Origin of the sequence: Paenibacillus tyrphae, from assembly GCF_000722545.1 — a bacterium.
Taxonomy (GTDB): Bacteria; Bacillota; Bacilli; order Paenibacillales; family NBRC-103111; genus Paenibacillus_G; species Paenibacillus_G tyrfis.
In genome coordinates this window covers 85035-111095 of record NZ_JNVM01000014.1, presented here as the reverse complement: position 1 = coordinate 111095, position 26061 = coordinate 85035, and the positions used below count along the sequence as shown (strand labels likewise).

The 26061-nt window shown below is 55.2% G+C and carries 28 protein-coding genes; 19 read left to right on the top strand and 9 right to left on the bottom strand.

The annotated features are described in order from the left end of the window. The first annotated feature begins 16 nt into the window (after nt 1-16). The 3 genes from ET33_RS17855 (at nt 17) to ET33_RS17845 (ending at nt 3358) form a co-directional block, all read left to right on the top strand. Entirely contained in the window at nt 17-1177 is a 1161-nt protein-coding gene (locus tag ET33_RS17855; protein ID WP_036684600.1) for an efflux RND transporter periplasmic adaptor subunit, read from the top strand. Nucleotides 1178-1220: 43 nt separating this feature from the next. Continuing rightward, nucleotides 1221-2558, top strand: a complete 1338-nt coding sequence (locus ET33_RS17850; protein WP_036684597.1) for an ABC transporter substrate-binding protein — start codon at nt 1221-1223, stop codon at nt 2556-2558. A 125-nt stretch (nt 2559-2683) separates the two neighbouring features. Continuing rightward, nucleotides 2684-3358, top strand: coding sequence for a stalk domain-containing protein (locus ET33_RS17845; protein ID WP_063761662.1), 675 nt, complete (start codon nt 2684-2686; stop codon nt 3356-3358). A 2-nt stretch (nt 3359-3360) separates the two neighbouring features. Here the strand turns inward: ET33_RS17845 and ET33_RS17840 are convergent, their stop codons facing one another. The 5 genes from ET33_RS17840 to ET33_RS17820 all read right to left on the bottom strand — a co-directional run bounded on the left by ET33_RS17840 (nt 3361) and on the right by ET33_RS17820 (nt 8279). Then, nucleotides 3361-3960, bottom strand: coding sequence for a short chain dehydrogenase (locus ET33_RS17840; RefSeq protein WP_036684594.1), 600 nt, complete (start codon nt 3958-3960; stop codon nt 3361-3363). A gap of 122 nt (nt 3961-4082) precedes the next feature. Beyond that, nucleotides 4083-6209, bottom strand: a complete 2127-nt coding sequence (locus tag ET33_RS17835; protein ID WP_036684592.1) for a cadherin-like beta sandwich domain-containing protein — start codon at nt 6207-6209, stop codon at nt 4083-4085. A 110-nt stretch (nt 6210-6319) separates the two neighbouring features. Continuing rightward, nucleotides 6320-6886, bottom strand: coding sequence for a beta-class carbonic anhydrase (locus ET33_RS17830; protein ID WP_036684590.1), 567 nt, complete (start codon nt 6884-6886; stop codon nt 6320-6322). A gap of 212 nt (nt 6887-7098) precedes the next feature. Next, on the bottom strand, nt 7099-8055 hold the full coding sequence (locus ET33_RS17825) for a nucleoside hydrolase (protein ID WP_036684588.1): 957 nt from the start codon (nt 8053-8055) through the stop codon (nt 7099-7101). Next, nucleotides 8034-8279: a hypothetical protein gene (locus tag ET33_RS17820; protein WP_036684585.1), complete on the bottom strand. Its 246-nt coding sequence runs from the start codon at nt 8277-8279 to the stop codon at nt 8034-8036. The genes ET33_RS17825 and ET33_RS17820 overlap by 22 nt, the downstream gene beginning before the upstream one ends. Nucleotides 8280-8553: 274 nt before the next feature. Here ET33_RS17820 and ET33_RS17815 point away from each other — a divergent pair, with 274 nt between their 5' ends. The 4 genes from ET33_RS17815 to ET33_RS17800 all read left to right on the top strand — a co-directional run bounded on the left by ET33_RS17815 (nt 8554) and on the right by ET33_RS17800 (nt 11406). Then, nucleotides 8554-9306, top strand: a complete 753-nt coding sequence (locus ET33_RS17815) for an AraC family transcriptional regulator (RefSeq protein WP_036684581.1) — start codon at nt 8554-8556, stop codon at nt 9304-9306. Between the two features lie 30 nt (nt 9307-9336). Further along, nucleotides 9337-10284 carry a helix-turn-helix transcriptional regulator gene (locus tag ET33_RS17810; RefSeq protein WP_036684578.1) on the top strand — a complete coding sequence of 316 codons (948 nt, stop codon included), beginning with the start codon at nt 9337-9339 and terminating at the stop codon, nt 10282-10284. A gap of 65 nt (nt 10285-10349) precedes the next feature. Beyond that, on the top strand, nt 10350-10889 hold the full coding sequence (locus ET33_RS17805) for a DinB family protein (RefSeq protein WP_036684574.1): 540 nt from the start codon (nt 10350-10352) through the stop codon (nt 10887-10889). 31 nt (nt 10890-10920) lie between these two features. Further along, the gene (locus ET33_RS17800; protein WP_036684570.1) at nt 10921-11406 is read left to right on the top strand and encodes an EVE domain-containing protein; all 486 of its coding nucleotides are present in this window, start codon (nt 10921-10923) and stop codon (nt 11404-11406) included. Nucleotides 11407-11790: 384 nt separating this feature from the next. On the opposite strand, the gene ET33_RS17795 is transcribed toward ET33_RS17800, so the two are convergent. Continuing rightward, nucleotides 11791-11982, bottom strand: a complete 192-nt coding sequence (locus ET33_RS17795; protein WP_036684566.1) for a hypothetical protein — start codon at nt 11980-11982, stop codon at nt 11791-11793. 100 nt (nt 11983-12082) lie between these two features. On the opposite strand from ET33_RS17795, the gene ET33_RS17790 reads away from it, so the two are divergent. After that, nucleotides 12083-12301: a hypothetical protein gene (locus ET33_RS17790; RefSeq protein ID WP_036684563.1), complete on the top strand. Its 219-nt coding sequence runs from the start codon at nt 12083-12085 to the stop codon at nt 12299-12301. 254 nt (nt 12302-12555) lie between these two features. Here ET33_RS17790 and ET33_RS17785 read toward each other — a convergent pair whose 3' ends face one another. Further along, a complete protein-coding gene (locus tag ET33_RS17785; RefSeq protein WP_036684560.1) occupies nt 12556-13296 on the bottom strand; it encodes an SDR family NAD(P)-dependent oxidoreductase in 741 nt (246 codons plus the stop codon). Nucleotides 13297-13425: 129 nt separating this feature from the next. Between ET33_RS17785 and ET33_RS17780 the strand changes: the two genes are divergently transcribed. Beyond that, complete coding sequence (locus ET33_RS17780; protein ID WP_036684555.1) at nt 13426-14304, top strand: LysR family transcriptional regulator; 879 nt, start codon at nt 13426-13428, stop codon at nt 14302-14304. Between the two features lie 43 nt (nt 14305-14347). On the opposite strand, the gene ET33_RS17775 is transcribed toward ET33_RS17780, so the two are convergent. Together ET33_RS17775 and ET33_RS17770 are read right to left on the bottom strand one after the other, a co-directional pair. Beyond that, nucleotides 14348-14695 (bottom strand): spore coat protein, encoded by a 348-nt coding sequence (locus ET33_RS17775; RefSeq protein ID WP_036684552.1) that lies wholly within the window; start codon nt 14693-14695, stop codon nt 14348-14350. Nucleotides 14696-14720: 25 nt separating this feature from the next. Further along, nucleotides 14721-15017, bottom strand: a complete 297-nt coding sequence (locus ET33_RS17770) for a ferritin-like domain-containing protein (RefSeq protein ID WP_036684550.1) — start codon at nt 15015-15017, stop codon at nt 14721-14723. 473 nt (nt 15018-15490) lie between these two features. Here ET33_RS17770 and ET33_RS17765 point away from each other — a divergent pair, with 473 nt between their 5' ends. The 10 genes from ET33_RS17765 to ET33_RS38480 all read left to right on the top strand — a co-directional run bounded on the left by ET33_RS17765 (nt 15491) and on the right by ET33_RS38480 (nt 25901). After that, complete coding sequence (locus ET33_RS17765) at nt 15491-16504, top strand: ABC transporter permease (RefSeq protein WP_407668105.1); 1014 nt, start codon at nt 15491-15493, stop codon at nt 16502-16504. 68 nt (nt 16505-16572) lie between these two features. Continuing rightward, nucleotides 16573-17430, top strand: a complete 858-nt coding sequence (locus tag ET33_RS17760) for an ABC transporter permease (RefSeq protein WP_051775423.1) — start codon at nt 16573-16575, stop codon at nt 17428-17430. 44 nt (nt 17431-17474) lie between these two features. Further along, a complete protein-coding gene (locus tag ET33_RS17755; RefSeq protein WP_036684544.1) occupies nt 17475-19064 on the top strand; it encodes an ABC transporter substrate-binding protein in 1590 nt (529 codons plus the stop codon). Nucleotides 19065-19094: 30 nt separating this feature from the next. Beyond that, a complete protein-coding gene (locus ET33_RS17750) occupies nt 19095-20354 on the top strand; it encodes a M20 family metallopeptidase (RefSeq protein ID WP_036684542.1) in 1260 nt (419 codons plus the stop codon). 32 nt (nt 20355-20386) lie between these two features. Further along, on the top strand, nt 20387-21364 hold the full coding sequence (locus tag ET33_RS17745; RefSeq protein ID WP_036684539.1) for an ABC transporter ATP-binding protein: 978 nt from the start codon (nt 20387-20389) through the stop codon (nt 21362-21364). Continuing rightward, complete coding sequence (locus tag ET33_RS17740; RefSeq protein ID WP_036684536.1) at nt 21361-22326, top strand: ABC transporter ATP-binding protein; 966 nt, start codon at nt 21361-21363, stop codon at nt 22324-22326. The genes ET33_RS17745 and ET33_RS17740 overlap by 4 nt, the downstream gene beginning before the upstream one ends. A 46-nt stretch (nt 22327-22372) precedes the next feature. Then, a complete protein-coding gene (locus tag ET33_RS17735; protein WP_036684534.1) occupies nt 22373-23161 on the top strand; it encodes an IclR family transcriptional regulator in 789 nt (262 codons plus the stop codon). A 90-nt stretch (nt 23162-23251) separates the two neighbouring features. Beyond that, nucleotides 23252-24199, top strand: a complete 948-nt coding sequence (locus ET33_RS17730; protein WP_036684530.1) for a DUF1177 domain-containing protein — start codon at nt 23252-23254, stop codon at nt 24197-24199. A gap of 37 nt (nt 24200-24236) precedes the next feature. Continuing rightward, nucleotides 24237-24917 carry an AroM family protein gene (locus tag ET33_RS38485; protein ID WP_036684527.1) on the top strand — a complete coding sequence of 227 codons (681 nt, stop codon included), beginning with the start codon at nt 24237-24239 and terminating at the stop codon, nt 24915-24917. Nucleotides 24918-24953: 36 nt separating this feature from the next. Continuing rightward, nucleotides 24954-25901, top strand: coding sequence for an aminopeptidase (locus ET33_RS38480; protein ID WP_036684524.1), 948 nt, complete (start codon nt 24954-24956; stop codon nt 25899-25901). The last annotated feature ends 160 nt before the right edge of the window (nt 25902-26061 follow it).

The following is a 26061-nucleotide window of genomic DNA, read 5'->3' as shown; positions in this document are numbered from 1 at the left end:
GACGGAGGACGCGGAAATGGGACCGAACGAAGAGCCTGTAGAACGTAGTCGCAAAAGAAAGCTTCGCGCGGTGTTCGGCAGCTTTATCGCGCTGCTCGCGCTGTTCACCTTATTCGGCAATACGCTGCAGTCGTTGACCTTGCCGAAGGTCAGAACGGAGAAGCCGACGCAGGAGGGCTTTGTCTATACGCTTGAAGGAAGCGGGAACCTGAAGCCGATCGCGGAGGCCAGGCTAACGAATCCCGGCGGCTGGAAGGTCAAAGCGGTTCACGTGAAGGAAGGGGAGCGGGTGACGAAGGGGCAGGCGCTTGTCACCTATGACAGCACCTCCGCCGAACGGGAATTGCAGGATGAAAAGGCGCAATGGGAAAAGCAGCAAATCGAGCTGCAAAATATCCAGGACCGCTTCATTGTATCGGCACAGGAAGCGGACGAGATGAAGAAGCGGAGCGCTAGCCGCGATCTGGAGAAGCAAAAACTCGATCTGGGCATCCAGGACCGCAAAATCAAGCAATTGGGCGACCGTCTGGCCAGCCAAAAAGAAATTTCCGCCCCGTTCGACGGGATGGTTACGAAATTGAATGCCGTCGTGGGCTTGGCTTCCGCGGGAGAGCCGGATCTTGTGATCACGAACGAAAGCCGGGGCTACCGGTTCGAGTTTATCGCCGATGCGCCGCTGTTGACCAATCTGGGGATTACCCTGGAGGACAAGGTGCAGGTCGAAGTTCAGGCCATAGGAGATCAGCAGCCGGCCATGCTGGAAGGCGCCATTCTGGAATTGGCGGATGCCGAGCCGCGCATGGGGGGCTCATCCGGCAAGGCGACCAATCCAACCGCTGCGATTGCCCGGAAAGTGGTGCGGGTGAAGGTGGCGGACTCTGAACTGAAAGGAGGTGAGCAGGCACGGGTCAAGCTCACGAAGCGCTCGCAGCAAGAGGGGTTGTTGATTTCGAACGAGGCCATACATGAGGATCGTGACGGCAAGTTCTTCTATAAAGTGGAAGAAAGGAAAGGCGCTTTGGGTAATGTGTTTATTGTGCGCAAGGTACAAATTCGTGCCACGGAAACGAACGACAAAGTAACGAAGATTCCGCGGGACAGCGTGTACGAGAACGATCTAATACTTCTGGAAAGCAGCGAGCCCTTGCAGGATGGCAACCGGGTGCGGCTGCAGTAGCCGCGCACCAATATAATCATTCGATGGAAGAGAGGAATCTACGATGAAAAAACGATTGGGGCTTGGATTCGCCTGCGTGATTCTGGCCGCGACAACCGCATGCGGAAACAGCAAGGAGACGATGGCAAGCAAGGAGACGACGGCAAGCAAGGAGCAGCCGAAATCGAAAGAGGGAAAGACGGTCGTGACCTTATCTCTAAAAGAGCCGAACCCGTACTACGAGGCGGCTGCGAAGAAATTCAAGGAGAAGTATCCCGACATCGACCTGCAAATCCAGAGCTTCAAGCAGCCGGGTGAAGAGCGTGTCGATATGGAGAAATATATTAAAACGACAAATACAGCACTGCTATCGGGGAAAGGCGCGGATATTATCGAAGTGACCAGCTTGCCCGTCGATAAATATGTGAATCAAAAGCTTCTCTTGAACATGAGCGATATGCTGAACCAGGACAAAACGGTGAATAAAAGCGACTTGCAGACGAACGTTTTGGACGCGATGAAAAGGAACGGCGGCTTGTATACGATGCCTGCCAGTTTCTTCTTGCGGGCACTCATAGGGGACGGGGACGCTCTGCAGGAGGCGAACGTGAAGGTCGACGACAAAAGCTGGAGCTGGAAGCAGTTTGGAGAGATCGCCCGAAAGCTGGTGCAGCAGACCGAGAGCGGCAAGGACCGCCGCTATGCCTTGGGGAATGAGTCGCCGGAAGTCATCCTGCAGGAATGGGTGGTGGACAGCTACGGAGAATTTGTCGACCCCTCGACCCGGAAAGCCAAATTCGACTCCCCGGCGTTCACGGACTTGCTGCGGCAAGTTAAAAAGCTGTATGACGACAAAATCCTGACGGCCCGACCGGTGGACAACGAAAGGCCGCTATTCACCTCCGCAAGGATATTCTCGCCTGCCGATTTTATCGGACATTATACGAATCCGAAGCTGCTGCAAAAGCCGCACCCGGAAGGAAAAACCGGCGGAATCCGGATTGTTACCACCTCGGAGCTTGCGATACAAGCCAAATCTGCGGTCAAAGAGGATGCATGGAAGTTTATGGCCTTCTTGCTATCCGAAGAAGTGCAGTCGTCTCCCTACGAGGAAAGATTTTCACTCCTGAAATCGGTGAACGAAAAGAAGTTGGATGAGCTTCAGAAGCAAACGAAGGGCGGAGTGTATAAGCTTGCGGATGGAAAAACGGCGAAGGTGTCGGAGGAGGATTTTGCCCGATTCAAGCAGTTCCTGCATACGGCTGATGGTTATAGCGACTGGGACGTTAAAGTGCTGAACATCATATATGACGAGGCCGAAGCGTTCTTCAGCGGCCAGAAGTCCGCGGAGGAAGTCGCGAAGCTGATCCAGAACCGGACGACCACCTACTTGAACGAATAAGGAGTAAGCATGGCGGGAAAAGCCGACGTATGCCGCAACCGTAACGATTGCAGTCGCAGCAGCGGCAAAAAGCCGCTCCGCGTAATATAATGGATCAAGATGCGGAAAAGGAAGGACGGTATCTTTTGAGAAAATATATTATAGCTTCGATCGTCTGCGTATTCGTAGTGATTACCGTTGCGGCTTACGGGGCAAGCTCCTCTCTGGACTTTCTGACGTCTGAGAAATTCGTCATCAACGGGGCAGACAAAAGGTTGTCCGTGATCAACTATAACGGACACGCCTATGTTCCGCTGCGCTTCGTGGCGGAACAGATGGCAGCGGACGTTTATTTCCGAGAGGACAAGCGGACCACTTATATTCAGCAATACAGCGTCAAATTCGACGAACGGATCTTGACGCCCGTTCCCTCCGTTGCCTATGAGAAGAAAACCGAGAGCGGAATCGTCTGGATGCAGGAGATTCCGCTGCTTGATGGCAACGCATGTTGGACGGATTGCTTCAAACCCTACACGTGGCCCAGCCCGGCATCCGAAATTATCAAGCAAGCCGAATACCCTCCGGTGGCCGTGAAGCCGGAATCGGATATTGTCATTACCTACCCGAAGGGCATGAAGCCCTTGATGCTGGAGATTACTATGGTGTCCGAATCGGACGCCGGCAAAAAAGAGGGTAAGGCGGTGCCCTTGGACGGGAATCGGCTGCACTTACCCAAACAACCCGGACGCTACACGATCTCGATCAATGCCAACTGGGATCAAGGCCAAGCGAGATCTATTTTTGCAATCGATGTGAAATAAAGTTAATAAACTTCGTAGCACTGGCCGGTCTGTTTGCCTTCGATGCTCTTCTGATACGCGGCGGCCGCTTTGCCGGCGGGAACGGGCACGAATCCGGCAAAATAACCGGCATAATCGTTCCACGATTCTTCCAGCACATTTGGACTGACGGTGTTAATCCGGATGCCCCGCGGCATTTCGATCGCAGCCGACTTGACGAACGCCCGGATGGCGCCGTTGGCCATCGCGGAAGAGGTTCCTTGCGCGATAGGATCGTCCATTAAAATGCCTGACACCAGCGTAAAGCTGCCGCCGTCATGGACATAATTCAATCCGAGCAGAACGATATTGACCTGGCCTTTGAGCTTGCCGTCGATGGCAACCTGATTATCCTCCGGGGTCATATCGGCCAGTGGAAGAAACTTGGCACTTCCCGCCGTGACAACGACCGCATCGACTTTTCCTACTGCTTCGTACATCGCTGCGATGCTCTCCGTTGATGTCATATCTACGGTCACATCGCCACCGCGCCGTGCCGCTTTTATAATCTCGTGGGTATCCTTCAATCTGTCGACGACAGCTCTGCCAAGCGTTCCCGTAGCGCCAATAACTAATATCCTCATCGGTTAACCGCCTTTCAGTTATATTCATACAAATTCTACCATGCATTTGAGTCCGGTTCAATTGCGCCTCCGGATGATCGAAAAAGCAGCCGTCCCCCGATGCGCCGGGAAACGGCTGCTTTCTATGGTTGCTGCGGCGAAACGAATTTCGCCCCGATCTGTTTCAATACAATCGCCACATCTTCACGGGTAAATTGACCGTCTCCGTTCAAGTCATTGTGTCCGTACGGCGAGTTCAAATAAGCGAGAACTTCACGGATGCCAATCCCGTCATGATCGGTATCGAGATCGGCCAGCCTGCGCTGCATTTGCTGTATGGCGTCTCCGTAGACTACCTTGAGGCTTACGGCCGCGTTCGTCTGCCCGCTAAGGCTGCTTACCGCGCCGGCTTGGATACGGAATTCCAGATCATCCCCCGGCTGCAGCGGACCGCTCGCGGTGAAGCCTGCTTCAGCGTCTCCCGGCGTGTAGACGACATCGGTTACCGACAGCGCCGTGTTGCGGCTCATATTGGTGACGCTGAAGTAGGACGCATCCGCAACGGACCGCAGCGGCTCGGAGAAGGTCAGCCGCACCTTCATCCCCTCCATGACCAGCTTCGTCAGCACCGGCGTTCCGGCTTGAGTCACGCGAATGGTGTACAGCTGGTTCGTCCCGTCCTGTGCGGTAACCAGCACTTCGATGACATTTTGTGCGCCGGATATCAAGGGTAGCGCCGGGCTGTCCATGCCGCTTTGAACGAGAACGTAGCTGCCGCCGTTGATTCGGACCTGAACCGTAGCGGCCGGGTTGCCATCCGGCAAGACGGGCTTCACCGTGAGCGATGGGACGGAACGGCTTACCGTCATGGAATAGTCCGTTACCTGGCTGGAAAAGTCAAGGTGTCCGGGCGAAACGGTTAAGTCGGACAAGCTGGCCGCGCTATTCTTTAGTCTCGTTACGGTGAGCGTATATATTTTTTCCACGGACGGGTCCTCGGCCAATACCTTGATCTCCAGCGTATTGCTGCCCACCGTCAGAGGCAGGGTAGCCGAAGAGCCGCTCGCCGCCGGTATGTAGCTGCCTCCGTTGGCGCGAACGTAGACGGAGGCGTTCGCATCGGATAACGCGGGCGTTACCGCCAAGCTGGACGTGGAGTACGGGACGTCCGCCATCGTATAGGCCAGCCTATCGTATGCGAACGGTTCGTTCAAGGTCCCCGGGGTCACGCCTAGCCCGCTTATCCCTGCGTTGTTGCTTTGCCGCTTCACGGTCATCGTATAGGTCGTCGTTGCCGTTCCGTTTTCCGCGACCACTTTGACTTGGATGCGGTTGTCCCCGACGTTCAGGGCAAACGGCTGGCTGGGCAAGCCGCTGCTAACCGTTGTGAAGCCTCCGTCGTTGATCTGAAGCTGCACGGTCGCTGCCGTATCGGCCGTCGTCGGTGTAACCGTCATTTCCTGGGTCGCATAGCCGACATCCGCCAGAACATACCCCATAAGCTGCGGTTCAAAAGGGGGACTTACTGTGGTCCCGGAGACGGTTAAAGCGCTCAACTTCGCATTCGTGCCAGGCGCAGCCCGCATGACCGTAACCGTATACGTTTTATTGACCGTTTTATCGTTCGATGTGGTCTGCACCGTAATCGTATTACTGCCGACGTTCAAAGGAACTGGGGTGGACGCCGTCCCGTCGGTAGCTGCCGACCCGTTGATGCTGAAGGAGGCGGCGGGGTCGTCCAATACCCCGGTGAGCGACAGGCTGCTCGTCGCATAAGGAACGCTTGCCGTGTAGCTCGTCGTGGAAGCCTGGAAAGGTGGGGTTAACGCCGCTCCGCTTATACGCAAATCGCTCAAATCCCCATCGTTCGTCGCAGGGAAGTACACATGGATCATGTACGTTTTGATCGTGGATGAATCGGCCGAGGTAACTTTGATTTGAAACTTGTTGTCTCCCCGATTCGTCGCGATATAGCCGGTCGACGTATTTTCGCCCAGCGTGATCCAGGCGCTTCCGTTCATCGAGTACGCCATCGTCACCCCGGAATTGGCAGGAACGGCGGCGGTGTAGAAGCCTTGTTCGGAGCTGCGCATCTTCACCCAATATTCCGTCACGTTTGGTGAAAATGCGGGCGAGAGCGCCCCTGCGCCCTGATGAATGCTTGTCAGATCGGTATCTGCTTCGTTACCTGCCGCATGCGTATGCCAAGGGAAAATAACAATAAACATCATAGCCGTTATCATGACCATCAAAAGCTTGGAAATTCGCACAAAACGTCCTCCTTCATGATGATAACCACCATTGTAAAAAAATGTATGGCATTCTCGTTGCCACGTTTCGAATGCTTGGGAAAGCAGGAGGTTTCCATGCTATGACCGGGTCAGCCTTCCCGGTAGTCCTCGACAATGACCTCGACCGCCCCGGTCTCGGGGTCCATCACGAAGCCGTGAACAGGGATCGCTTGGGGGAAAAGCGGATGTCTGCGGATCATTTTGACGCTGTGCATCACGCCTTCCTCCGCACAGCTAAAGCCGCGCAAAAACTTTTCCATGCGAATGCCGGAATTTTCAAGCGTCTCGATTACTAGAGGATCGATGCCATGCTCCGCGAATTTGTTCACCATGCGCGCTGGATCAATCTCTGTCATGCCGCAGCCGTGATGTCCGATCACGATCACTTCGCGCGCGCCCAGTTCGTAGACGGCGACCAGAAGGCTGCGCATGGCGCTGCCGAACGGCTGGGTCAAAATCGCGCCCGCATTTTTGATGAACTTCGCATCTCCGTTCTTGAAGCCCAGCGCCTTCGGGAGCAGTTCGCTAAGCCGCGTATCCATACAGGTCAGCACGGCGACTTCTTTATCGGGATATTTGTCCGTTAAGTAATCTTCATACCGTTTCTCGGCAACGAATTTTTTATTGAACTCCAGTAAGCTCGGGACAATTGACATTGTGTGTGACCTCCTTGCTGCACGCTAGATTCTTATGTTTAAGTCTAGCATCAAATGCAGGAGAATGAATAGTAAAAATCTGTTTAACATTGGTGCGGGATTCCGGGGAGAGTGTCAGACATTGGGCAAAAAAAGCCAAAGCTTCCGCGGCGTACGTGCCGGAGAAGCTTTGGCTTTAGCTGTTTCTGCTGCGGAGACGAAGGGTTTCGAGTTTACACAAATACGGACAGTAATTTGCCGACCGCAAGCTCGGCGTCGACATCAACGCAGACCCGGATCGGGCTGCCGATCGTAGGATTACGACGCAAATCTGCGACGGTCATCCCCCTGCATAACGTGCTTTCGCATTCGACTTTTACCTTCATCGTCCTGGCGGCCATCATCGCTGGTTCCACCGCGGCCAATACGGTAAGCGGATCATGAAGCGGAGCGGAATCGAGAAAGTAGTTCGACGCCCGGTAGTAACCGAAGTAGAAGGGCATCGAATCGCAAATAAAATCGACGATTTTCCGGTTTTCTTCCTTGCCATGACGCTGTAAGAAATCGAGATGGTGCCGGGTCAACCGCGTTTTCATGGTGACGTCCAAGCCGACCATCGTCACAGGCAATCCCGAGCTGAACACGGCGTCCGCCGCCTCGGGATCCCCCCAAATGTTCGCTTCGGCTACCGGGGTGACATTGCCGGGAGAATGAATCGTGCCGCCCATGACATACACGTGCTTGATTTTGGCCGGGAGCGCCGGATCTTTGGCCAGCGCCTGCGCCAGATTCGTCAGTCTTCCCAACGTGACCAGCACCAGCTCTTGGTTCAGCTCATCCGCCTTGCGGATGATAAAGTCATCCGCTGCTTCCGCCAAAGGCTGTTGGTCGGCTGGAGGGAGCTCGACATTGCCGATGCCGTTCACCCCGTGCACATGGGTGGCAAAGCTGCCTTCAAGCTTCCGCACCAGCGGTCCTTCCGCGCCTTGAACGACAGGCACCTCATAACCGGCATCGGCCAGCCGAAGGAGCCGCAGCGTATTGTCCGTCGCCTGCCGGACGCTGATATTGCCGAAGACGGTCGTAATCCCTTCCACTCGAACCGCAGGAGCTTTGAGCGCATACAGAATGGCTAGGGCATCGTCGATTCCGGTATCCGCATCGATTATTATTTTTTGAACATGATCCATGTGATCGGCCTCCTTAGTATTTCATTATTCCTTGATTCCCGTATTCGCAACGCCTTGAACGAAGTAGCGCTGGGAAGCAGGATCAGCACCGGGATGATGATCGCGATTACGGTCATAGCGAACATCGCGTTCCACAGCGCTGTCGTAAAGTCGCTCAAGGCGACTTGAATAACTTTTAATTTCTGGGAATGCGTAACGAGCAGCGGCCAGAGCCAACGCGTCATCGATATCGCTTCCGATATCCGTATCAATAAGAATCCGGTTTATGATCAGGTCCCTTTCTTGTATCTTCTCCGAAGTTCTATGCTTTTACCGTCGCAATAGATCGTGGGGCCTCAAACTGTAATCGCTTACACAAGCCGTGCTGTAACCTCCCTATATTTCTAATTTGGTTATTGTAATGATATGATGATAACAAAAAGGACGGTAGAACATTATATCTTTTCGGTCAATTTGTTATAGGATTCGGCTAAATAATAGTTAGAAGAGGGCGCAGCGATGAACGAGCTGAATTTTATTTTCTTCATAAAAAATCCCGAACAAACCTATATCCAAGCCCATCAGCACGGATGCTGCGAGCTCGTCTACTATTTTCAGGGAGACGGCATTACCCAAATCGGGTCCAGGCAGCATACATTTCGGGAAGGGACGTTTGCGCTCATCTCTCCCCACGTGTTGCATGACGAGAATCACAAGAGCGAGGAATCGGAGGTGATATGCATCGGCTTCCATTCCGGCTATCCGGGTATGAAGGATTTGAATAGTGTATATGAGGATGACGAGGATCGGACGATCGGGCAGTTCCTCCTTCGCATGAAGCGGGAGTTCACAGAGCAGCGGGAGGGGTATTCCGAGATGCTCGATTTGATGGTGGCCGAGCTGATTATCCATCTTCAGCGGCTCCTGAGAATCCATGTGATGCCTCCGACGCAGGAAGATCAGATGCAGTACGTCATCAACTTCATGGACGAACATTTTCAACAGAACATATCGGTGGAGACGCTGGCCACGATGTCCGGCTATAGCTATGACCGCTTCCGGCATCTGTTCAAGGAAAAGACCGGCGCGGCACCGCTAAGATATTTGTTTCTCAAAAGGCTCGAACTGGCCAAGTCGCTGCTGCTGAATACGAAGATGCTCGTATCGGAAATCGCTTCGGAAACGGGATTCATTAACGATGCCCAGTTCTGCAGCATATTCAAGCGCGAAACGGGGCTGACCCCTAAAACGTTCCGCAACAAATTTGTGTAATTCGATCTTATAGGAGAGGAGGCGGCAGAGATGAACAAAACGGATCGTTTGTTAGCCATCGTCATCGAATTGCAGCGCAAAGGGGTGCTGCGGGCGGAGGATTTGGCGGCCCGCTTCGAGACGAGCACACGGACCATCTACCGGGACATTCAAGCGCTTAGCGAGGCGGGGGTTCCGGTTGTCGGCGCTCCGGGGCAGGGTTATTCCTTGATGGAGGGGTATTTTCTGCCTCCGGTGAGCTTTACGGTGGAAGAAGCGGTGGCGCTGCTGATCGGATCGGACTTTGTCGAACAAAAGTTCGATACCGGATACGGCGCGAAGGCGCAGAACGCCCGGGGCAAGATCGAAGCCGTCTTGCCGGAGAGCGTCCGCAGCGAGGCGTCCCGGATTCGCGCGACCATGCGGCTGCTGGCTGCGGGCGACGCGCCGATCAGCGGGCGGGAGAAGCAGTACTTGGAAGCGCTGCGTCAGGTGATATTGGAGCGGAGGAAGGTTAAGTTCCATTACTCCAAAAACAGGCCGGAGGTTGACGGGAGTCGCCATAGCCACCGCACGGCCGCCCCTTACGGGCTTATCCTTGTTCGCGGTACCTGGATCTTGCTGGCGCATTGCGAGCTGCGGCAGGAGCTGCGCCATTTCCGGTTATCCCGAATGAACGGCCTGGCTGTTCTGGAGGACCCGTTCTCGTTTCCTCCGGATTTTCAATTGCAGGATTACTTGCCTACGGATGACCGGAACGTCCGGGTACGTATTCTGGTAAGTCCGGCGATCGTGGATCGGGTGAAGGAAACGTGCAGCTTTTACCTGGAAGCCTTCGAGGATCGGGAGGAAGGCTTGGTCATCACGTTTCGCGTCCGGCAGCCCGAGGAGCTGCTGCATTGGGTGCTCGGCTGGGGGGCGAATGCCGTGGTGATGGAGCCGGAGGCGCTGAAGATCCGGGTCCGGGAAGAAGCCGAAAAGATGCTGAAACGCTACTGACATACTGTTGTCAGTAGCGTTTTTGTATAGTAAGAGCAGATGATGAAAAGGAGCTGGGATAAGCTATGAATACAACGGAAATTTTGCGGAGTTTTGAGGAAATTACGGAGCATTACATTCAGGAGCTGGAAGGCTTCAGTATGGAACAGTTGAAGCAGCAGCCGGGAGAGAACGAATGGTCTCTCGGACAAATGTACCGGCATTTGATCGGCGCCGCATTGTACCTGCAGCTTGCCAACGCGGAGCGCTGCCTGGCGCCAGATGGGAATGACGCCGTATCCGCAGGCGAAAAGACGGAGGTGGGGGCAGCCATATTCGAGCAAGGAAGCTTGCCGCCGGTGCGCATTCAGGTCCCGCCTTCACCGCAATACACGCCTCAGCAGCCCGAAAGTAAAGAGCAGCTTGTCGAAGGACTGAAATCCGTCGTGCGCCGAATGTACGAAATCGCACCAAAGCTGGAAAATGCGCCACTGCACCATACCGTCGCCCATCCTCGCTTTGGGGGACTGACCGCGGAGGAATGGTTCAAGCTCGTTGAAATGCATTACCGCCACCATCTCATGCAGAAGGACCGCTTGAAGCAAGCTCTCTTGCTTAACACTTAACTGCGGCGAGAATGAACAGGAGGAATGACAAATGCCGGACCAATCGGTACCCGGGCAAGAGCGCTACTGGATCGGCGTCGTCTCCGCTTCCCATGTAAGCCGGGGCGTGCAGGGCGGGTTCGCCCAGCTGTGCCACGGCAAGTCTGCGCCGCTCCGGAGGATGCGCCCCGGAGACTGGCTCATTTATTATTCTCCGCGTACGGACATGAAGGAAGGGGAGCCGCTGCAAGCTTTTACCGCTATTGGACAAGTGGCGGACGACCGGGTTTACGAATACCGGATGTCCGATTCCTTCGTGCCGTTCCGCCGGGATATCCGCTATGTGCCCTGCAGCGAAGTGAAAATCGCCCCGCTGCTGGATCGACTCAGCTTTACGCGCGGGAACCGGCATTGGGGGTATAAGCTCCGCTCGGGCCATTTCGAGATCGCCCGGGAGGATTTTCTGACAATTGCCGGAGCGATGCTGGGTGAGGCGGGAACTCTCAAAATAGAGACCGGAAATATACCCATATCTTGAGGCTGGACTTGCCCAAGCGACGAGCTTGGGACGGTCCGGCTTTTCTTTTTTTTAGGGAGACTGTAACTTACCCACCGACGTTCTTGTTCGGGGAAGTCAAGGGCGGATTTTCTACCTTGCCCGGATGGGCGCAATCTTTGAAAAGCTTTACGGCATAAAGGATTACATGACGCGGTATACAGAGCATCAACAAAGTGGAGGGTTCGCCGCCCGAAGATTGGCGGAGCTTGGCTATAGCGACGAGCAAGTTGAGAAACTGTTACGGAGCGATTGTTTTTTATAGAGTAAACAAAATGGGAAACTAAGCCAAAAAACCACTTAGTCAGTACTACCGATTATCGACGTGGTGGTTTTTTTAGCCCTTCTGTTCAATTTATTGACCAGCTATTTTCGTCCCCACAGTGCCATTGCAATAATTTCTATTAAACCCACTACGATAAAAACTATTGATCCTACCATAAGAGATGTTTGAAGATCTACGTTCAAAATGCTAGGCAAAATTGTGAATAAAATAATAAAATTCAAAATATTCCATGGTAGTCTTTTTTTAAAAAAATTAAGTAGTACTTGTTTCATTGTACAATTTCTCCCTTTTAATTTTGTTTAAATTTTACCATATTATCGAATTTCTTGCGCTATGCTAACTACTGCATCTGTTACAGGAACAATTGCTGCTATGCAAGCAACTATGCTTTTCTTTTCGGTGACTCCTCCTGCTTGGTTTGCTTCTGCGGTGACCGCCGTTGCAGCAGCAGGAGCATGGATGCTTATAAACACAGACAAAGGAGCAGGCACTTACATAGACTTTTATGGATGGAACCATTGGTATAACAGTCCCAGTTCCTATTTTCCACTCTTATTAACTCTGGGCGGCGATTTTGAATTCGTGGAATAATGCAAAAAACGGCTCTTGTTCGCGGCAAGAGCCGTTTTTTTTGTTTTTCTTCGAATTTATTATCGAAGTCCTTGGCTTCTCAAACGATAGGTATGGGTCCCCCTGTTCATCGGCCCTAAAACCCAAGCGATCACAGCCTCGGGTTCCGTCGGTATTTGTTACGGGCCTCGTAGGGTAACTTTTTACGGTATGGCTCTATGGGGCAGGCCGCGGCCAAGCCCCAAAGAACTGCGGACCTCTCCGCCGGGTTCCCATTACAGCGTCTGTCCGCTGTCGACCGTAATGATCTGGCCGGTCATGGCTTCCTGTTCCAAGGCGGCGCAGATCATGCGGGCGATATCCTCGGGCGTGGAAATGCGCTGTAGCAATAGCTGCGGAGCCAATCGCTTCATTTGCTCTTCTTTGCCTTCCCACCACCGGGTCGCGACGGCTCCGGGAACGATGCAGGAGACGCGGATATACGGTGCCAGGGCGCGCGCCAAAGATTTCGTCAGGCCGTGTACGGCCGCTTTCGATACGGCATACGGCAGCGAAGAGCCTAATCCGGTGATCCCGGCGATGCTGCCTACATTCACGATGGCTCCCTGCTTGTTGCTTTTCATGAAAGGGGCCACGGCTCTCGCGCAGAAAAACATCCCCTTCACATTGACGCCGTAGAGCTCGTCCCATACCTCGTCCGTTGCCGCTTCCAGATCGTCCATCGGAATGTGCCGGGTAATCCCGGCATTATTCACGAGCAGATCCACGGTCCCGAATTGCCGGACCGCCTGATCGACCATATGCCGCACTTCCCGGTCTTGGGAGATATCGGCCTGGATAGCTACCGCTTGACCACCCTTGTCCTTGATGCTCTGAACCGTTGCTTCCGCGTCGGCAGCGGATCGCGAATAATTTACGATAACGGCCGCCCCCCGTTCAGCCAACGCAAGACAGGCCGCTCTGCCGATCCCCGTACCTCCGCCCGTGACCAGCGCTACTTTATTCTGCAAATTCATCGAAAATGCCCTCCTTATGCTTCGCTGCTTGTTATAAGTCGATTGTACGCCAGGAATCACATTCTGTATAATTGAATTAAGTGAATGCTGAGTTCATAAAATTTGAATTCGATAACCCGAGGGATGAGAATGGACCTGAAAATGCTAAAAACCTTTCACACAATCGTGCAGCACGGCAGCTTCATTCGCGCCGCGGAAGAAATGAATTATGCCCAGTCGACCGTCACGATGCAGATGCAAAAGCTGGAATCCGACTTGGGCGTTCAGCTGATCGAGCGCGGGAAGAAAATCCGGCTAACCGAGGCGGGGCGGCTGCTCTACGAACAAAGCCTACCGATTGTCAGAGACATGGAGCGGGTACAGCAAAATATGTCCGAGCTGCAATGGGGGATGGCGGGAAGCCTTCGTTTGGGCGTGACGGAACCGACGGCAAGTTACCGGCTGCCGGGCGTTTTGAAGAAGTTTCTAACTCTCTATCCGAAGATTCGCATTACGGTGGAGTTTGGAAGTACGCCGGCGCAGAGCGAGCGGCTTCTTCAAGGCGACATCGACTTGGCACTTTGCTCCGCGCCGGATTTGGGGGCCGAGCTCTACTTCGAGCCTCTGTTCAAAGAGCCGTTTCTCGTCTTGATGCCCGAAGACCACCCGCTGGCGAAGCAGGAGGTCGTCGAACCGGATCAGATCCGGGACTATCCGCTGCTCATCACCTCAACCACCTGTCCGTATCGGCGGAAGCTGGAGATGGTCATGCAGGATGCCGGGGGTATGCCGTTAAACACGATGGAAATCGGCAGCATGACGGCTTTGAAATATTATGTCGCCGGCGGATTAGGCGTTGCTCTGGTGCCGAAGATTACCGTAGATTCGCTGCCGGAAGGAACGACGGCCCGGGCCATCAGCGGCGATCTCGTCGAGATGACCCTCGGCCTGCTCTGCAAAACGTCGGAGTATCCTCTGAAGCTGGCGGGGGCTAAGCTGTATCAATTTCTCAAGCAAGAGCTCCGGTAGACAAAACAAGCCCCCGCCGCAAAAGGCAGGAGCTTTTCCTAGCTCATTTATAAGGGAACTGCGAGGAATACCCGCTGAACTGCTGCTGCGCTTGCTGAAGCTTCTGCTGCTCCTCGGCCTCCAGCTTATACCATCCGTTCTGAAACATCAGGTTGAACAGGTCGCGGGCGCTTTGATGCGTTTCCGTCAAAATCTGAAGCATATCGGTATGAAGCTGCTCGTGGCTGGCCTCGCGGACGGCCACGTTGAAGTTGTCGGTCAACAATTTGCATGTGGCCAGTCCGTCGTTAAGGAAGTCGCGGTCGTTCATCTCCGGTCCTTTAACCTGCGGCAGCTGTCCGGATTGCGGGTTGGCGATTTCGTTAGGGTTCTGGGCTTGCTGGCCTGGCATCGGCTGCATCCTCCTTACATTTGAATTATTGAGACGCCTGCTGCGGACGCGGCAGGTTGGCCATAGCGGTGGTATTGTTCACTTGCAGATGCGTAAGCAGCTTTTCATAATGGCGCTGATGCATCTGTCCGGCTTTGTCGAGCGCCTGCTTGATTTGCGGATTGGTCGCCTGCTGGGCAAAAAAATGAAATTTCTTAAAAGCCGAGAGTTCCCAAGACAGCGCGTCCTTAAGGTAAAGCAAATCTTTCGTTGTAATCACGCGCGGCGGAACGGGAATCGGCGGCTGCGTCTGCTGAGCGGGAGGGGTCATCGTCGCTGGCATAAGCTTGCTCCTTTTCTGGTGAATTGGCGTACATGGTATAGAATGAGCCATTCAGGGACGAATATGCTTGGCGGAAAATGGAGAACCGGCAAGTCGAGCGGGCCTGTCTTTCCAAGCCTTATAGGATCTTCCACGATCCTGTAGGGCTTATTTGTATAGCTTGAACTGACTTGGAAAAATTTTGTGTCACCTTAACTTACATAGACAGTCAAAAAAGCTATGAAAAACGATTGATTTTTTAAGAAAAGTGAGTATAATCGAAATTAACAAAATATTTAAAAAAGAACCACTGTACCGATAATAGGTACAACAAAGGGGGCGGCTTATAAGCTTCCATCATCTTGGAGCCCGGAAGTGACGCGGGAAGGACCATTTGGGATTTGGGATGAACGGATAGCGCTACATGAACATCTCCTTCCATGCGCACAATAGCTACGATGCCGTTACTTATTTTTTACAAAAGGGGGTAAGAGATGGTGGTTAACTACATCCTTCGGCGAATCGTGTTTATGATTCCGGGGCTGATCGGGATTGCACTGATTACATTTATTATCTCAAGAGTCCTGCCCGGCGACCCGGCGGTGATGCTGGCAGGCGAACAAGCCCCTCCGGCTGTAGTTGAGAAAATTCGTCAAGAGATGGGGCTGAACAATCCGCTCTACGTACAATTTATCGATTACGTCAAGCAACTGCTGCAAGGGGATTTCGGATTGGCCTGGCATACGGGCAATACGGTGCTCGGTGATTTTGCCACACGCTTCCCCGCCACGCTGGAGCTGACCATTGCGAGCTTCATCATTGCCGTCCTCGTTGCCGTTCCCGTCGGTATTATCGCCGCTACGAAGAAAGAATCGGTCGTTGACCACATTTCGCGTATTTTCTCACTTATCGGGGCCTGTGTTCCCGTCTTCTGGCTCGGATTGATCCTCATCTCCATTTTTTATTCCAAATTAGGCTGGGCTCCGGCGCCGCTGGGCCGCATCGGCGAAGACATCAACCCGCCAACCCACGTTACCGGATTATACTTGCTCGACAGTCTGCTTTCGGGAGATTTCATTGCCTTTCAGAAAGCGCTGTCACATCTGATTCTGCCTGCTATCTGCCTTAGTACGGGGACGATGGCGATCATCGCCCGCATGATGCGCTCCAGCATGCTGGAGGTGATCGGGCAGGACTTTATCCGCACGGCCCGCGCCAAAGGGATTTACGAACGCACCGTCATTCTGAAGCACGCCCTCGTGAACGCGCTGATTCCTACTTTAACCGTGCTCGGCTTGCAGTTCGGCTATCTGCTGGGCGGCGCAGTCATTACCGAAACGATCTTCGCTTGGCCGGGGATCGGCGGCTATGTGACCGAATCGATCCTGGCTACCGACTATGCGCCTATTCAGGCATTTACGCTAATCAGCGCCGTTCTGTACAGCGTCATCAATTTGGCGGTGGACCTGCTCTACGGATTTATTGATCCGAGAATTCGATATGAATAACCGCCGGGGAAAGGAGAGATCGACACGTGAGTAAATCTACAGCTTCCATTCCGGCTGCCAAGGCAAAAATGCGGGAAAGCAGCAAGGCGGCGGCGACGTTCAGGCTGCTGCTTCGCAACCGGCTGGCCGTGATCGGCCTTGCGTTTATTGTCATCTGGTCCGTATTGGCTCTGCTCGCGCCGGCCATCGCTCCATACGGGCCGAACGAGACGAATACGGCAGTTAAGCTTCAGGCTCCGAGCGCGGCGCATTGGTTCGGAACGGACAATTTCGGCCGGGATATTTTCAGCCGGGTGCTCTACGGAGCGCAAATTACGATCTGGTCCGGCCTGATCGCCGTCGGCATTTCCTTCTGCGTCGGCGTTCCGCTGGGCGGGATCGCCGCTTATTACGGCGGGATGCTCGGCAATATCATCATGCGGATCATGGACATGCTGCTCGCATTTCCTTCCCTGGTGCTGGCGATGGCGATCGCCGCTTCCATGGGGCCGGGACTGACCAGCGCGATGATTGCGGTCGGCATCGTCGGCGTCCCCGAATTCGCGCGGCTGATGCACGGGCAGACCATTTCGCTGCGGGAGAAAGAATTCGTCGAAGCGGGGCGGGCCATCGGTTTGAAAGACTCCGTCATTTTGTTCCGGCATATTTTTCCCAACGCCTTGGCTCCGCTTATGGTGCGGGTGACGCTCGGCATGGGCTTCGCGATCCTGACGGCGGCCAGCCTGAACTTCCTGGGGCTTGGGGTCAAGCCGCCGACGGCAGAATGGGGCGCCATGATTTCCGAAGGCCGCGGCTACATTATTTCCGGCGACTGGTGGATCGTGACCTTCCCGGGCTTGGCTATTGCCACCTCGATTCTCGGTTTTAATCTGCTTGGCGACGGTCTGCGCGACGTGCTGGACCCGCGGCTTCGCTCAAGCAAGTAACTTTATATGCTGGACCATCTGACAACTTTGAGGGGGAAGAACACATGAAGAAGCACCAATGGTTAGCCGGACTTGCCGCAAGCGCATTGCTCTTGACGGCCGTGGGCTGCAGCCCGAATGCGAACCAGAAGCCCGACGCCTCCGCCGCGCCGGAGCAAAGCAAGAAGGACAAAATCATCACGATTGCCTACTCGGACGGCGGTACGACGATGGACCCGGCCGAAGCGAGCGACCTGACCTCCGACACGCTGGTCGTCGCCGCGTACGACCAATTGGTGACGTACGGGGTCAAAACCGTGGACGGCGGGCAGGTGGCGAAGACCGACGAGATCAAGCCGATGCTGGCCAAAAGCTGGACCGTATCCGACGATAAGCTGACCTACACCTTCAAGCTGCAGGAGAACGCCAAGTTTCAGAGCGGGAATCCGGTAACGGCGGATTCGGTCGCCTTTTCGCTCGACCATCTGAAAAACTCCAAAGCAGGCAGCTTCCTCTACCAATTGTCCGGCATTAAAGCTTACACCGTGAAAGACGCGCAGACGATCAGCATCCAACTGGAAAAAGAAAACCATACGTTCCTGCAAATGCTGGCACTCTATAACTTCTCCGTTCTGGACGAGAAAGTGATCAAAGAAAAGGGCAATGACTTCTTGGCCAAAAATGCAGCCGGTTCCGGTCCGTTCGCCATCGAAAAATGGGACCCGGCCTCGGAAGCCGTCATGACGGCAAACAAAAACTACTGGCAGGGCGCTCCCCAGGTGGACAAAGTGACGATGAAGTTTTTGAAGGAAGCTTCGAACCGGGTCATGCTGCTCGGCAAAGGCGATGTCGACCTGGCAATCGAGATTCCTCCGAAGGACGTCGCCGATCTGAAAAACAACGCCAACCTGACGGTCAAGTCCGATGCGAGCAACCGGATTCTGTATTTTGCGCTCAATACGACCAAGAAGCCGTTTGATAACGTGAAAGTCAGACAAGCGCTTGCCTATGCGGTTCCTTACGATCAATTGGTGCACGATGTCATGTACGATCAGGCCAAGCAGCTGAAAAGCGCGGTGCCGAGCAACACGCCGGGGTACTCCGATTCCGGATTTACCTATAAGCATGACTTGGATAAAGCGAAGCAACTGCTGAAAGAAGCCGGCTATGAGAACGGACTCAGCTTCGACCTCACGCTTGGATCGGGCTTCCAGGATTGGGAGGACGACGCCGTCCTGATGCAGGCCGAATTCGCCAAAATCGGCGTCACGATGAACATCCAAAAGGTCGCACGCGCCCAATTCCTGCAAATGCAAAGAGAGCGCAACCTGACGGCTTACATCTCGAAATGGACGTCTTTCGTCAACGATCCGAGCTACCATCTGGGCTTCCTGCTGTACGGAAAAGGCAGCTCGAACTACGGCAACTACAAGAACGCGAAGGTTGACGAGCTGTGGGAGAAAGCCAACAACGAACCGGATCAAGCGAAGCGCAACGAGATGTACAAGCAAGCGCAGGAGCTGATTACGGCGGACGTGCCTTGGCTGTACCTGTACGAATACAACCGCATTGTGGGGATGAACAAAAACCTGAAGGGCTACGTGTACTACCCGGATGAAATTCTCCGCTTCTATCCGATGAGCAAGGGGCAGTAACAGTTCCAAGCAGAAGGGAAGGCTAAAGCGATGGATTGGAAAAAGACCGTACTGGAAGAAATCGATAAACGTCAAGACGAGCTTATAGACTTGTGCTGTAAATTGATTCAATTTCCAAGCGAAAATCCGCCGGGTGATACCCGCGACATCAGCAAGTTTATTACCGATTACTTGAAGGAAGCCGGAATCGAGACGGCCACGCACGAGTCGGAGCAGCATATGTTCAATCTGCTGTCCACCGTGGGGACGAAGAGCGACAAGCATTTGCTCTTCTGCGGGCACACCGATGTCGTGCCAGCGGGTGACTTGTCCCGCTGGGACTTCTCTCCCTTTGCCGGGGAGGTGAAGGACGGCTACATTCTCGGCCGCGGCGCTTCGGACATGAAATGCGGCTTGGGTGGACTGATCTTTGCCACGGCATTATTGAAACGTCTCGGCGTGCCGCTGGCGGGGGAGCTGTCCTTGTTTATCGTGCCGGACGAGGAAACCGGAGGACACTTCGGCGTGCCGTGGGTGCTGGAGCGGGGCTTGATTACGGGGACGGCGGCGGTTATCGCCGAGCCGTCCTCTCCGGAGCATCCGACCATCGGTCAAAAAGGCAGCGCCTGGTTCGAGTTTACGGTCGAGGGAACGCCGGGTCACGGCAGCCTGTCGCCGTTCAAGGGCGACAGCGCGATCGTCAAAGCCGCCAAAGCGATCGAAGTGCTGCAGCGGCTGACGGACATGAAGCCGAACATTCCTGAGGAAATGCGTGACATTATCGAAATTTCGAAGAAATATGTCCGCGAGCGGGAAAAGACCGATGTCAGCGCCGTCTACGATCACGTGACGGTCAATATCGGGACGATTCACGGCGGGACGAAAGCGAACGTCGTCGCAGACCGCTGCACGATCGAAGTCGACTCGCGCGTGCCGTTCGGTATCGACTACCGTGATGTATTGAACGAAGCGAAGCGTCTGCTGCTTGAAGTCGGGATCGACGCCGAGCTGAAGCCGATCGGCTTCCGGGGCAATGCGAACTGGACGCCTTCGAGCGAGGAGATCGTACGTTACTTGGTCGAAAGCATCACCGATGTCAGCGGGAAGGAAGCTTACGGCGTGCTGCAGTGGGCGTCGAGCGATGCCCGCCACTTCCGAAATCACGGGATTCCGGTGCTGCAGTACGGGCCGGCGGAGCTGTCTACGATCCATAACTTCAACGAGCGCGCGCCGGTTTGGCAAGTCGTTCAAGCGGCCAAAGTGTATGCGCTGACCGCGATTAAATATTTGGGCACGACCGACGGCAGCTAACGGGAACCCACCCAGAAAAGGAGGACGGGGCAATGAACGCTTTACTAGAGGTTCAGGGACTGCAAACGGAGTTCGTCACCCGTTCCGGCGTGGTGAGGGCGGTCGACGGGGTCGATCTGGTGCTGCACAAGGGGGAGACCTTGGGGGTCGTCGGCGAATCGGGCTGCGGCAAAAGCGTCACCTCCATGTCCATCATGGGGCTGCTTCCCAAGGGGGTCAGCCGGATTGCCGGCGGAGACATCCGATATAACGGCACAAGCCTTCTCTCCCTGTCCGCCGCGGAGCTGCGAAAAATTCGCGGCAACAAGATGGCCATGATTTTTCAAGAGCCGATGACTTCGCTCAACCCTGTGTTCAAGATCGGTTCGCAAATTGCAGAGACGGTCCGCTTCCATATGAAGGTGAGCAAGAAGGAAGCGTGGAGCAAGGCGGTCGAGATGCTGACCAAGGTAGGCATTCCCCGTCCCGAGCAGATCGCCATAGAATATCCGCATCAGCTGTCGGGAGGGATGCGGCAGCGGGTCATGATCGCCATGGCGATGGCGTGCGGCCCCGAGGTGCTGATCGCCGACGAGCCGACGACCGCGCTCGATGTAACGATTCAAGCGCAAATTCTGGACCTGATGCGCGAGCTGCAGGAAGCGCAGGGGACGGCCGTGCTGCTCATTACCCACGACCTCGGCGTCGTGGCGGAGACATGCCAGCGGGTCGTGGTAATGTATGCCGGGCAGGTGGTCGAGGAAACCGACGTGAAGACGCTGTTCCGGCAGCCGAAGCATCCGTATACCCGGGGGCTGCTGGCTTCCTTGCCGCAGCTCGCGGGCGAGCAGCACCGTCTGGAGCCGATTCCGGGCAGCGTGCCGAATCCGGCGGAGATGCCCAAGGGGTGCCGGTTCGCTCCCCGCTGCGCTTTCCGGACGGACGTATGTGATACCGTGCCTCCGGAGCTGACGGAGGTCGAGGCCGGGCACAAATGCCGCTGCTTGCTCGTTCAGGAGGGACTATTATGAGCGCATTGCTGGAGATTCGTAATCTGAAGAAGCATTATCCAATCCGCAAAGGCTTATTTTCCAAGCAGGTCGGCGTCGTCAAAGCGGTCGACGGCGTCAGCTTGACCATCGAAAAAGGCGAGACGCTGGCGATCGTCGGGGAGTCCGGTTGCGGCAAATCGACGACGGGCCGTTCGATACTGCGCCTCATCGAGCCGACCGAAGGCGATATTATCTTCGAGGGAACCGACGTGCGCAAGCTGTCGCCGGAGGAAATGCGCAAGTTCCGTACGAAGATGCAAATCGTGTTCCAGGACCCATACGCTTCGCTCGATCCGCGGTGGACCGTGCAGCAGACGCTGGAGGAGCCGCTCCGTACACACGAGAAGCTGCCCGAGGACGAGGTTAAACGCCGCGTAGCGGAGCTGATGGAAGTCGTGGGACTGTCCTCGTACCATGCTCACCGTTACCCGCACGAGTTTTCCGGTGGGCAGCGGCAGCGGATCGGGATAGCCCGTGCGCTCGCGCTCAAGCCAAAATTCATTGTATGCGACGAGCCGGTATCCGCGCTGGACGTGTCCATCCGGGCCCAGGTGCTTAATCTGATGCAGGAGCTGCAGGAGCAATTTTCGCTCACGTACATGTTTATTTCCCACGATCTGTCCGTCGTGAAGTTCATCAGCGACCGGGTCGGGGTGATGTACTTGGGCCGCATGGTGGAGCTGGCGCCGACCCAGGAGCTGTACGACAAGCCGCTGCATCCTTATACGCAGGCGCTGATGTCGGCCCTGCCCGTGCCCGATCCCGAGACGAAGCGGGAGCGAATTATTTTGACCGGCGACGTGCCGAATCCGCAAAATCCCCCCGCCGGGTGCGCGTTCCATACCCGGTGCCCGGTCGCCAAGCCCGAATGCGGGAGCGTCCCGCCCGAATGGAAAGAAGTCTCTCCCGGGCGGAGCGTGGCTTGTCACTTGTATTCATGATAAATTTAAAAGTGATGGGCAATTATGGGTTTGGGGGCAATAGGTCATGCTGAAAACGTTAGATAATGCGCTGGAACTTTTGGAGTATTTTACAAGGGAAACACCGTCTTGGGGAGTGCGGGAATTGGCGAAAGAGATGGACATGAGCCACTCGATCGTTCACCGCATCTTGACGACCTTCGAGTCCCGCGGATTCTTGATTCAGAACGACGAAACGAAAAAGTACGAGCTGGGAACGAAGCTGTGGGAATACGGTTCGATTATTAGGGATAACCTCCGTATTTCCGATGTGATCCTGCCCGTTATGCATACATTGTCCGAGGAAACGGGTGAATCCGTTTTCCTCACTTGGCTGGACGATCACGAAGGCATCTGCGTGGAAATTGCGGAAAGTCCGCAGCGAATCAAATATGCGATGTCCTCGGTCGGAGACCGGACGCCGCTTTATGCCGGAGCCTCCAACAAGGTCATTATGGCGTATTTGCCGAAGGCCGCTCAGGAGGCGATCATCGACAAGGGCTTGAAGCCCAAAACCGGCAAGACGGTCATCGATCCGGAGAAGTTGATGGAAGATTTGGCGGCGATTCGCAAGGCGGGCTGGGCTTACTCTGTTGGGGAATACTCCGACGCGACGTTCGGGATTGCGCTTCCGATTTTTAACAAGCAGCGCGAAATCGTGGCGTCGCTTACGCTCGCCGGACCGGAGTACCGGATGCCGGAAGCGAAAGTGTCGGAGGTGCTGGATATGATGCGCAGAAAGCGCGACGAGATTGAAGCCTGCCTGCATAAGCTGAGCATCTCGTCGGTCGCCGGACGGCGTCATCCGATATCCTGACAAGGAATGTAAGCATTCCCGCCCGCTGATCGCCGATTGCCGACCGATCGGAAAAACGCAAGTTTTTGAAGAGGAGAGGGGAATGACACCATGTCTTTACAGCAAACGTTGCTTGTCTATGAAACGATGGATAGCGCCTATGTTAACGGGAACCAAATCAAGGAGCTGTTCGCAGCCTATCCGGAGGTAGAGGTCACCGTCCAGACGGTGCACGGGGAGAAGGGCTCGACCGATTTTGTCAAAATCGTCATCCCGGGTATAAAAGGGAAGTGGAACGGTGGGTCTGCGCCGACGTTCGGGATTATCGGACGGCTCGGCGGCATCGGAGCCCGCCCGTCCCGGATCGGCATCGTGTCTGATGCGGACGGCGCCGTGGCAGCGGTAGCCAGCGCGCTGAAGCTGGCGGACATGAAGCGGAAGGGCGATCATCTCCGCGGTGATGTGATCGTCACGACCCATATCTGCCCGGATGCGCCGACCCGGCCGCATGAGCCGGTCGATTTCATGGACTCCCCCGTCGATATTTTGACGATGAATCAATATGAGGTCGTACCGGAGATGGAAGCGATCCTGTCCATCGATACGACAAAGGGCAACCGGGTCATCAACCATAAAGGCATCACCATTTCGCCGACGGTGAAGGAAGGCTATATTTTGCGGGTCAGCGACGATCTGCTGCGCATTATGGAGATGACAACCGGTCAGTACCCGGTCACCTTCCCGATCACGATGCAGGACATTACGCCTTACGGCAACGATCTGTACCACATCAACAGCATCCTGCAGCCTGCGGTCGCTACGAATGCACCGGTAGTCGGTCTGGCAATCACTGCGCAATCGACCGTTCCGGGCTGCGGCACGGGGGCAAGCCACGAGGTGGATATCGCCGCTGCGGTGAAATTTGCCATCGAAACGGCGAAAGAAGTCACGAACGGCACCTGCTCTTTCTACAGCAAGGATGAATTTGCGAAAATTCAGCAGCTTTACGGCTCGATGAAGGTTCTTCAGACGATGGGCGGCACGTCCGTCAACGCCTAATACCCGGTCCGGAGCGGATACGCCGGCAGAAACGGAGATGGCTGAAGTGAAGAAATTAGGTACCGTTACCATCGGGCAGGCGCCCCGCCCGGACGTGACGCCGATTTTGGAACGGCACTTGGGAGATCGGGTTGAACTGCTGCAGGTCGGCGTTCTGGACGGGATGACGAAGCAAGAGATCGCCGCCTCGCTGTCTCCGGGCCCGGAGCATTATGTGCTGACCTCGCGGCTGGCCAACGGCGATGCCGTCGTGATGGCACGGGAAAAAATCGCGCCGGTGCTCCAGCAAAAGATCGATTGGCTTGAGGAACTGGGCTGCCGGCAAATTCTTGTTCTCTGCACGGGGGTATTCGACGGATTGACGACGAAGAAGGCCCGTCTGCTGGAGCCCGACGTGCTGCTTGCTCCAATCGTCGCGGCGATGGTTCGCGGGATGCGGTTTGGCGTCCTCGTTCCTTTGGTCGAGCAGGAGGAGGCCTTGGCGGAGAAGTGGCGACATTGCGGGCTTGACCCGTTCATCGCGGCCGCTTCGCCGTACGATTTCAGGGAAAAGCAGGCGCTTGCCGCATGCATGGAGCTGAAGGGCCAGGCGGACATCGTGCTGCTCGATTGCATGGGGTACACGGAAGCGATGAGGGCGTTTGTCGCGAGGCATACGGGGCTGCCCGTGATTTTATCCAATGCGCTGATGGCCAAGGTGATTTCGGAGATGATCTGAAAGGCAAGTCAAATTCGCAAGATAGGAAGTTATGCTATGGATACGTCTTTGATCAAAGTAAGCTCCGGCCTGCTGCAAAGCTGCCTCGGGCTCAAGCCGCACGAGAAGCTGCTGGTGGTCGCCGACGACCGGAAGAAAGACATCGGCGAAGCGTTATACGAGGCGGGGAAGCAGCTCGGGGCCGAGGCGATGCTGATGGTGATGAAGGAGCGGGAGAAATCGGGACAAGAGCCGCCCTCTCCGGTTAGCGAGGCGATGAAGCAGGCTGATGTCGTCATCTGCGCGACCGAGCATTCCCTCACCCATACGAAAGCACGCAAAGAGGCGGCCGCCCAAGGAGCCCGCTTGGCAACGATGCCCGGCATTACCCGGGATATGTTCCTGGAAGGCGCGATATCGGCCGATTACGATAAAGTCAAACGGGTCACCGAGCAAGTGGCCGATCTCCTAAGCCGTGGCAAGCAGGTAAGAATCGAGAAGGACGGCAAGACATTGGCCTTCTCGATCGAAGGGCGCAGCGGCATTCCGAGCACCGGCGTCTACGTGAATCCGGGAGAGTCGGGGAATTTGCCGTCCGGAGAAGGCTATATCGCCCCGGTGGAAGGGACCGCTTCGGGACAAATCGTGGTCGACGGCTCGATTGCGGACATCGGCAAGCTCTATAGTCCGGTGACGATCACGGTGGAAAACGGACGCCTCACCGAGGCGGAGGGAGAAGCTGCCGAGGAGCTGCTTCGGAAGCTCGGTGACGGCCATGGCCGGCTCCTCGGCGAGTTCGGCATTGGCACCAACGACAAGGCCAGAATTACCGGCGTCGTGCTGGAAGACGAGAAGGTGTATGGCACGATCCACGTGGCCTTCGGCAGCAACCACACGTTCGGCGGAACGGTCGAAGCCGGAGTCCATATTGATTTGGTCGTGAACCGGCCAGACGTCTATATCGACGACGTGCTTATTTTAGACAATGGCAGGCTGCTGGTTTAACCCGATAGGTCTGCTCTAAACCGAAGCGCCGTTAAGGGGGGACGCGATACGTTCCTTTCCTTAACGGCGCTTTTCTTTTCGAGACAAGGTCCTTAAGGGAATTGGCAGTGGCGAATACGATCGCAGAACGGATCGGCGATATGCCTCAGCTTCGGCCCGA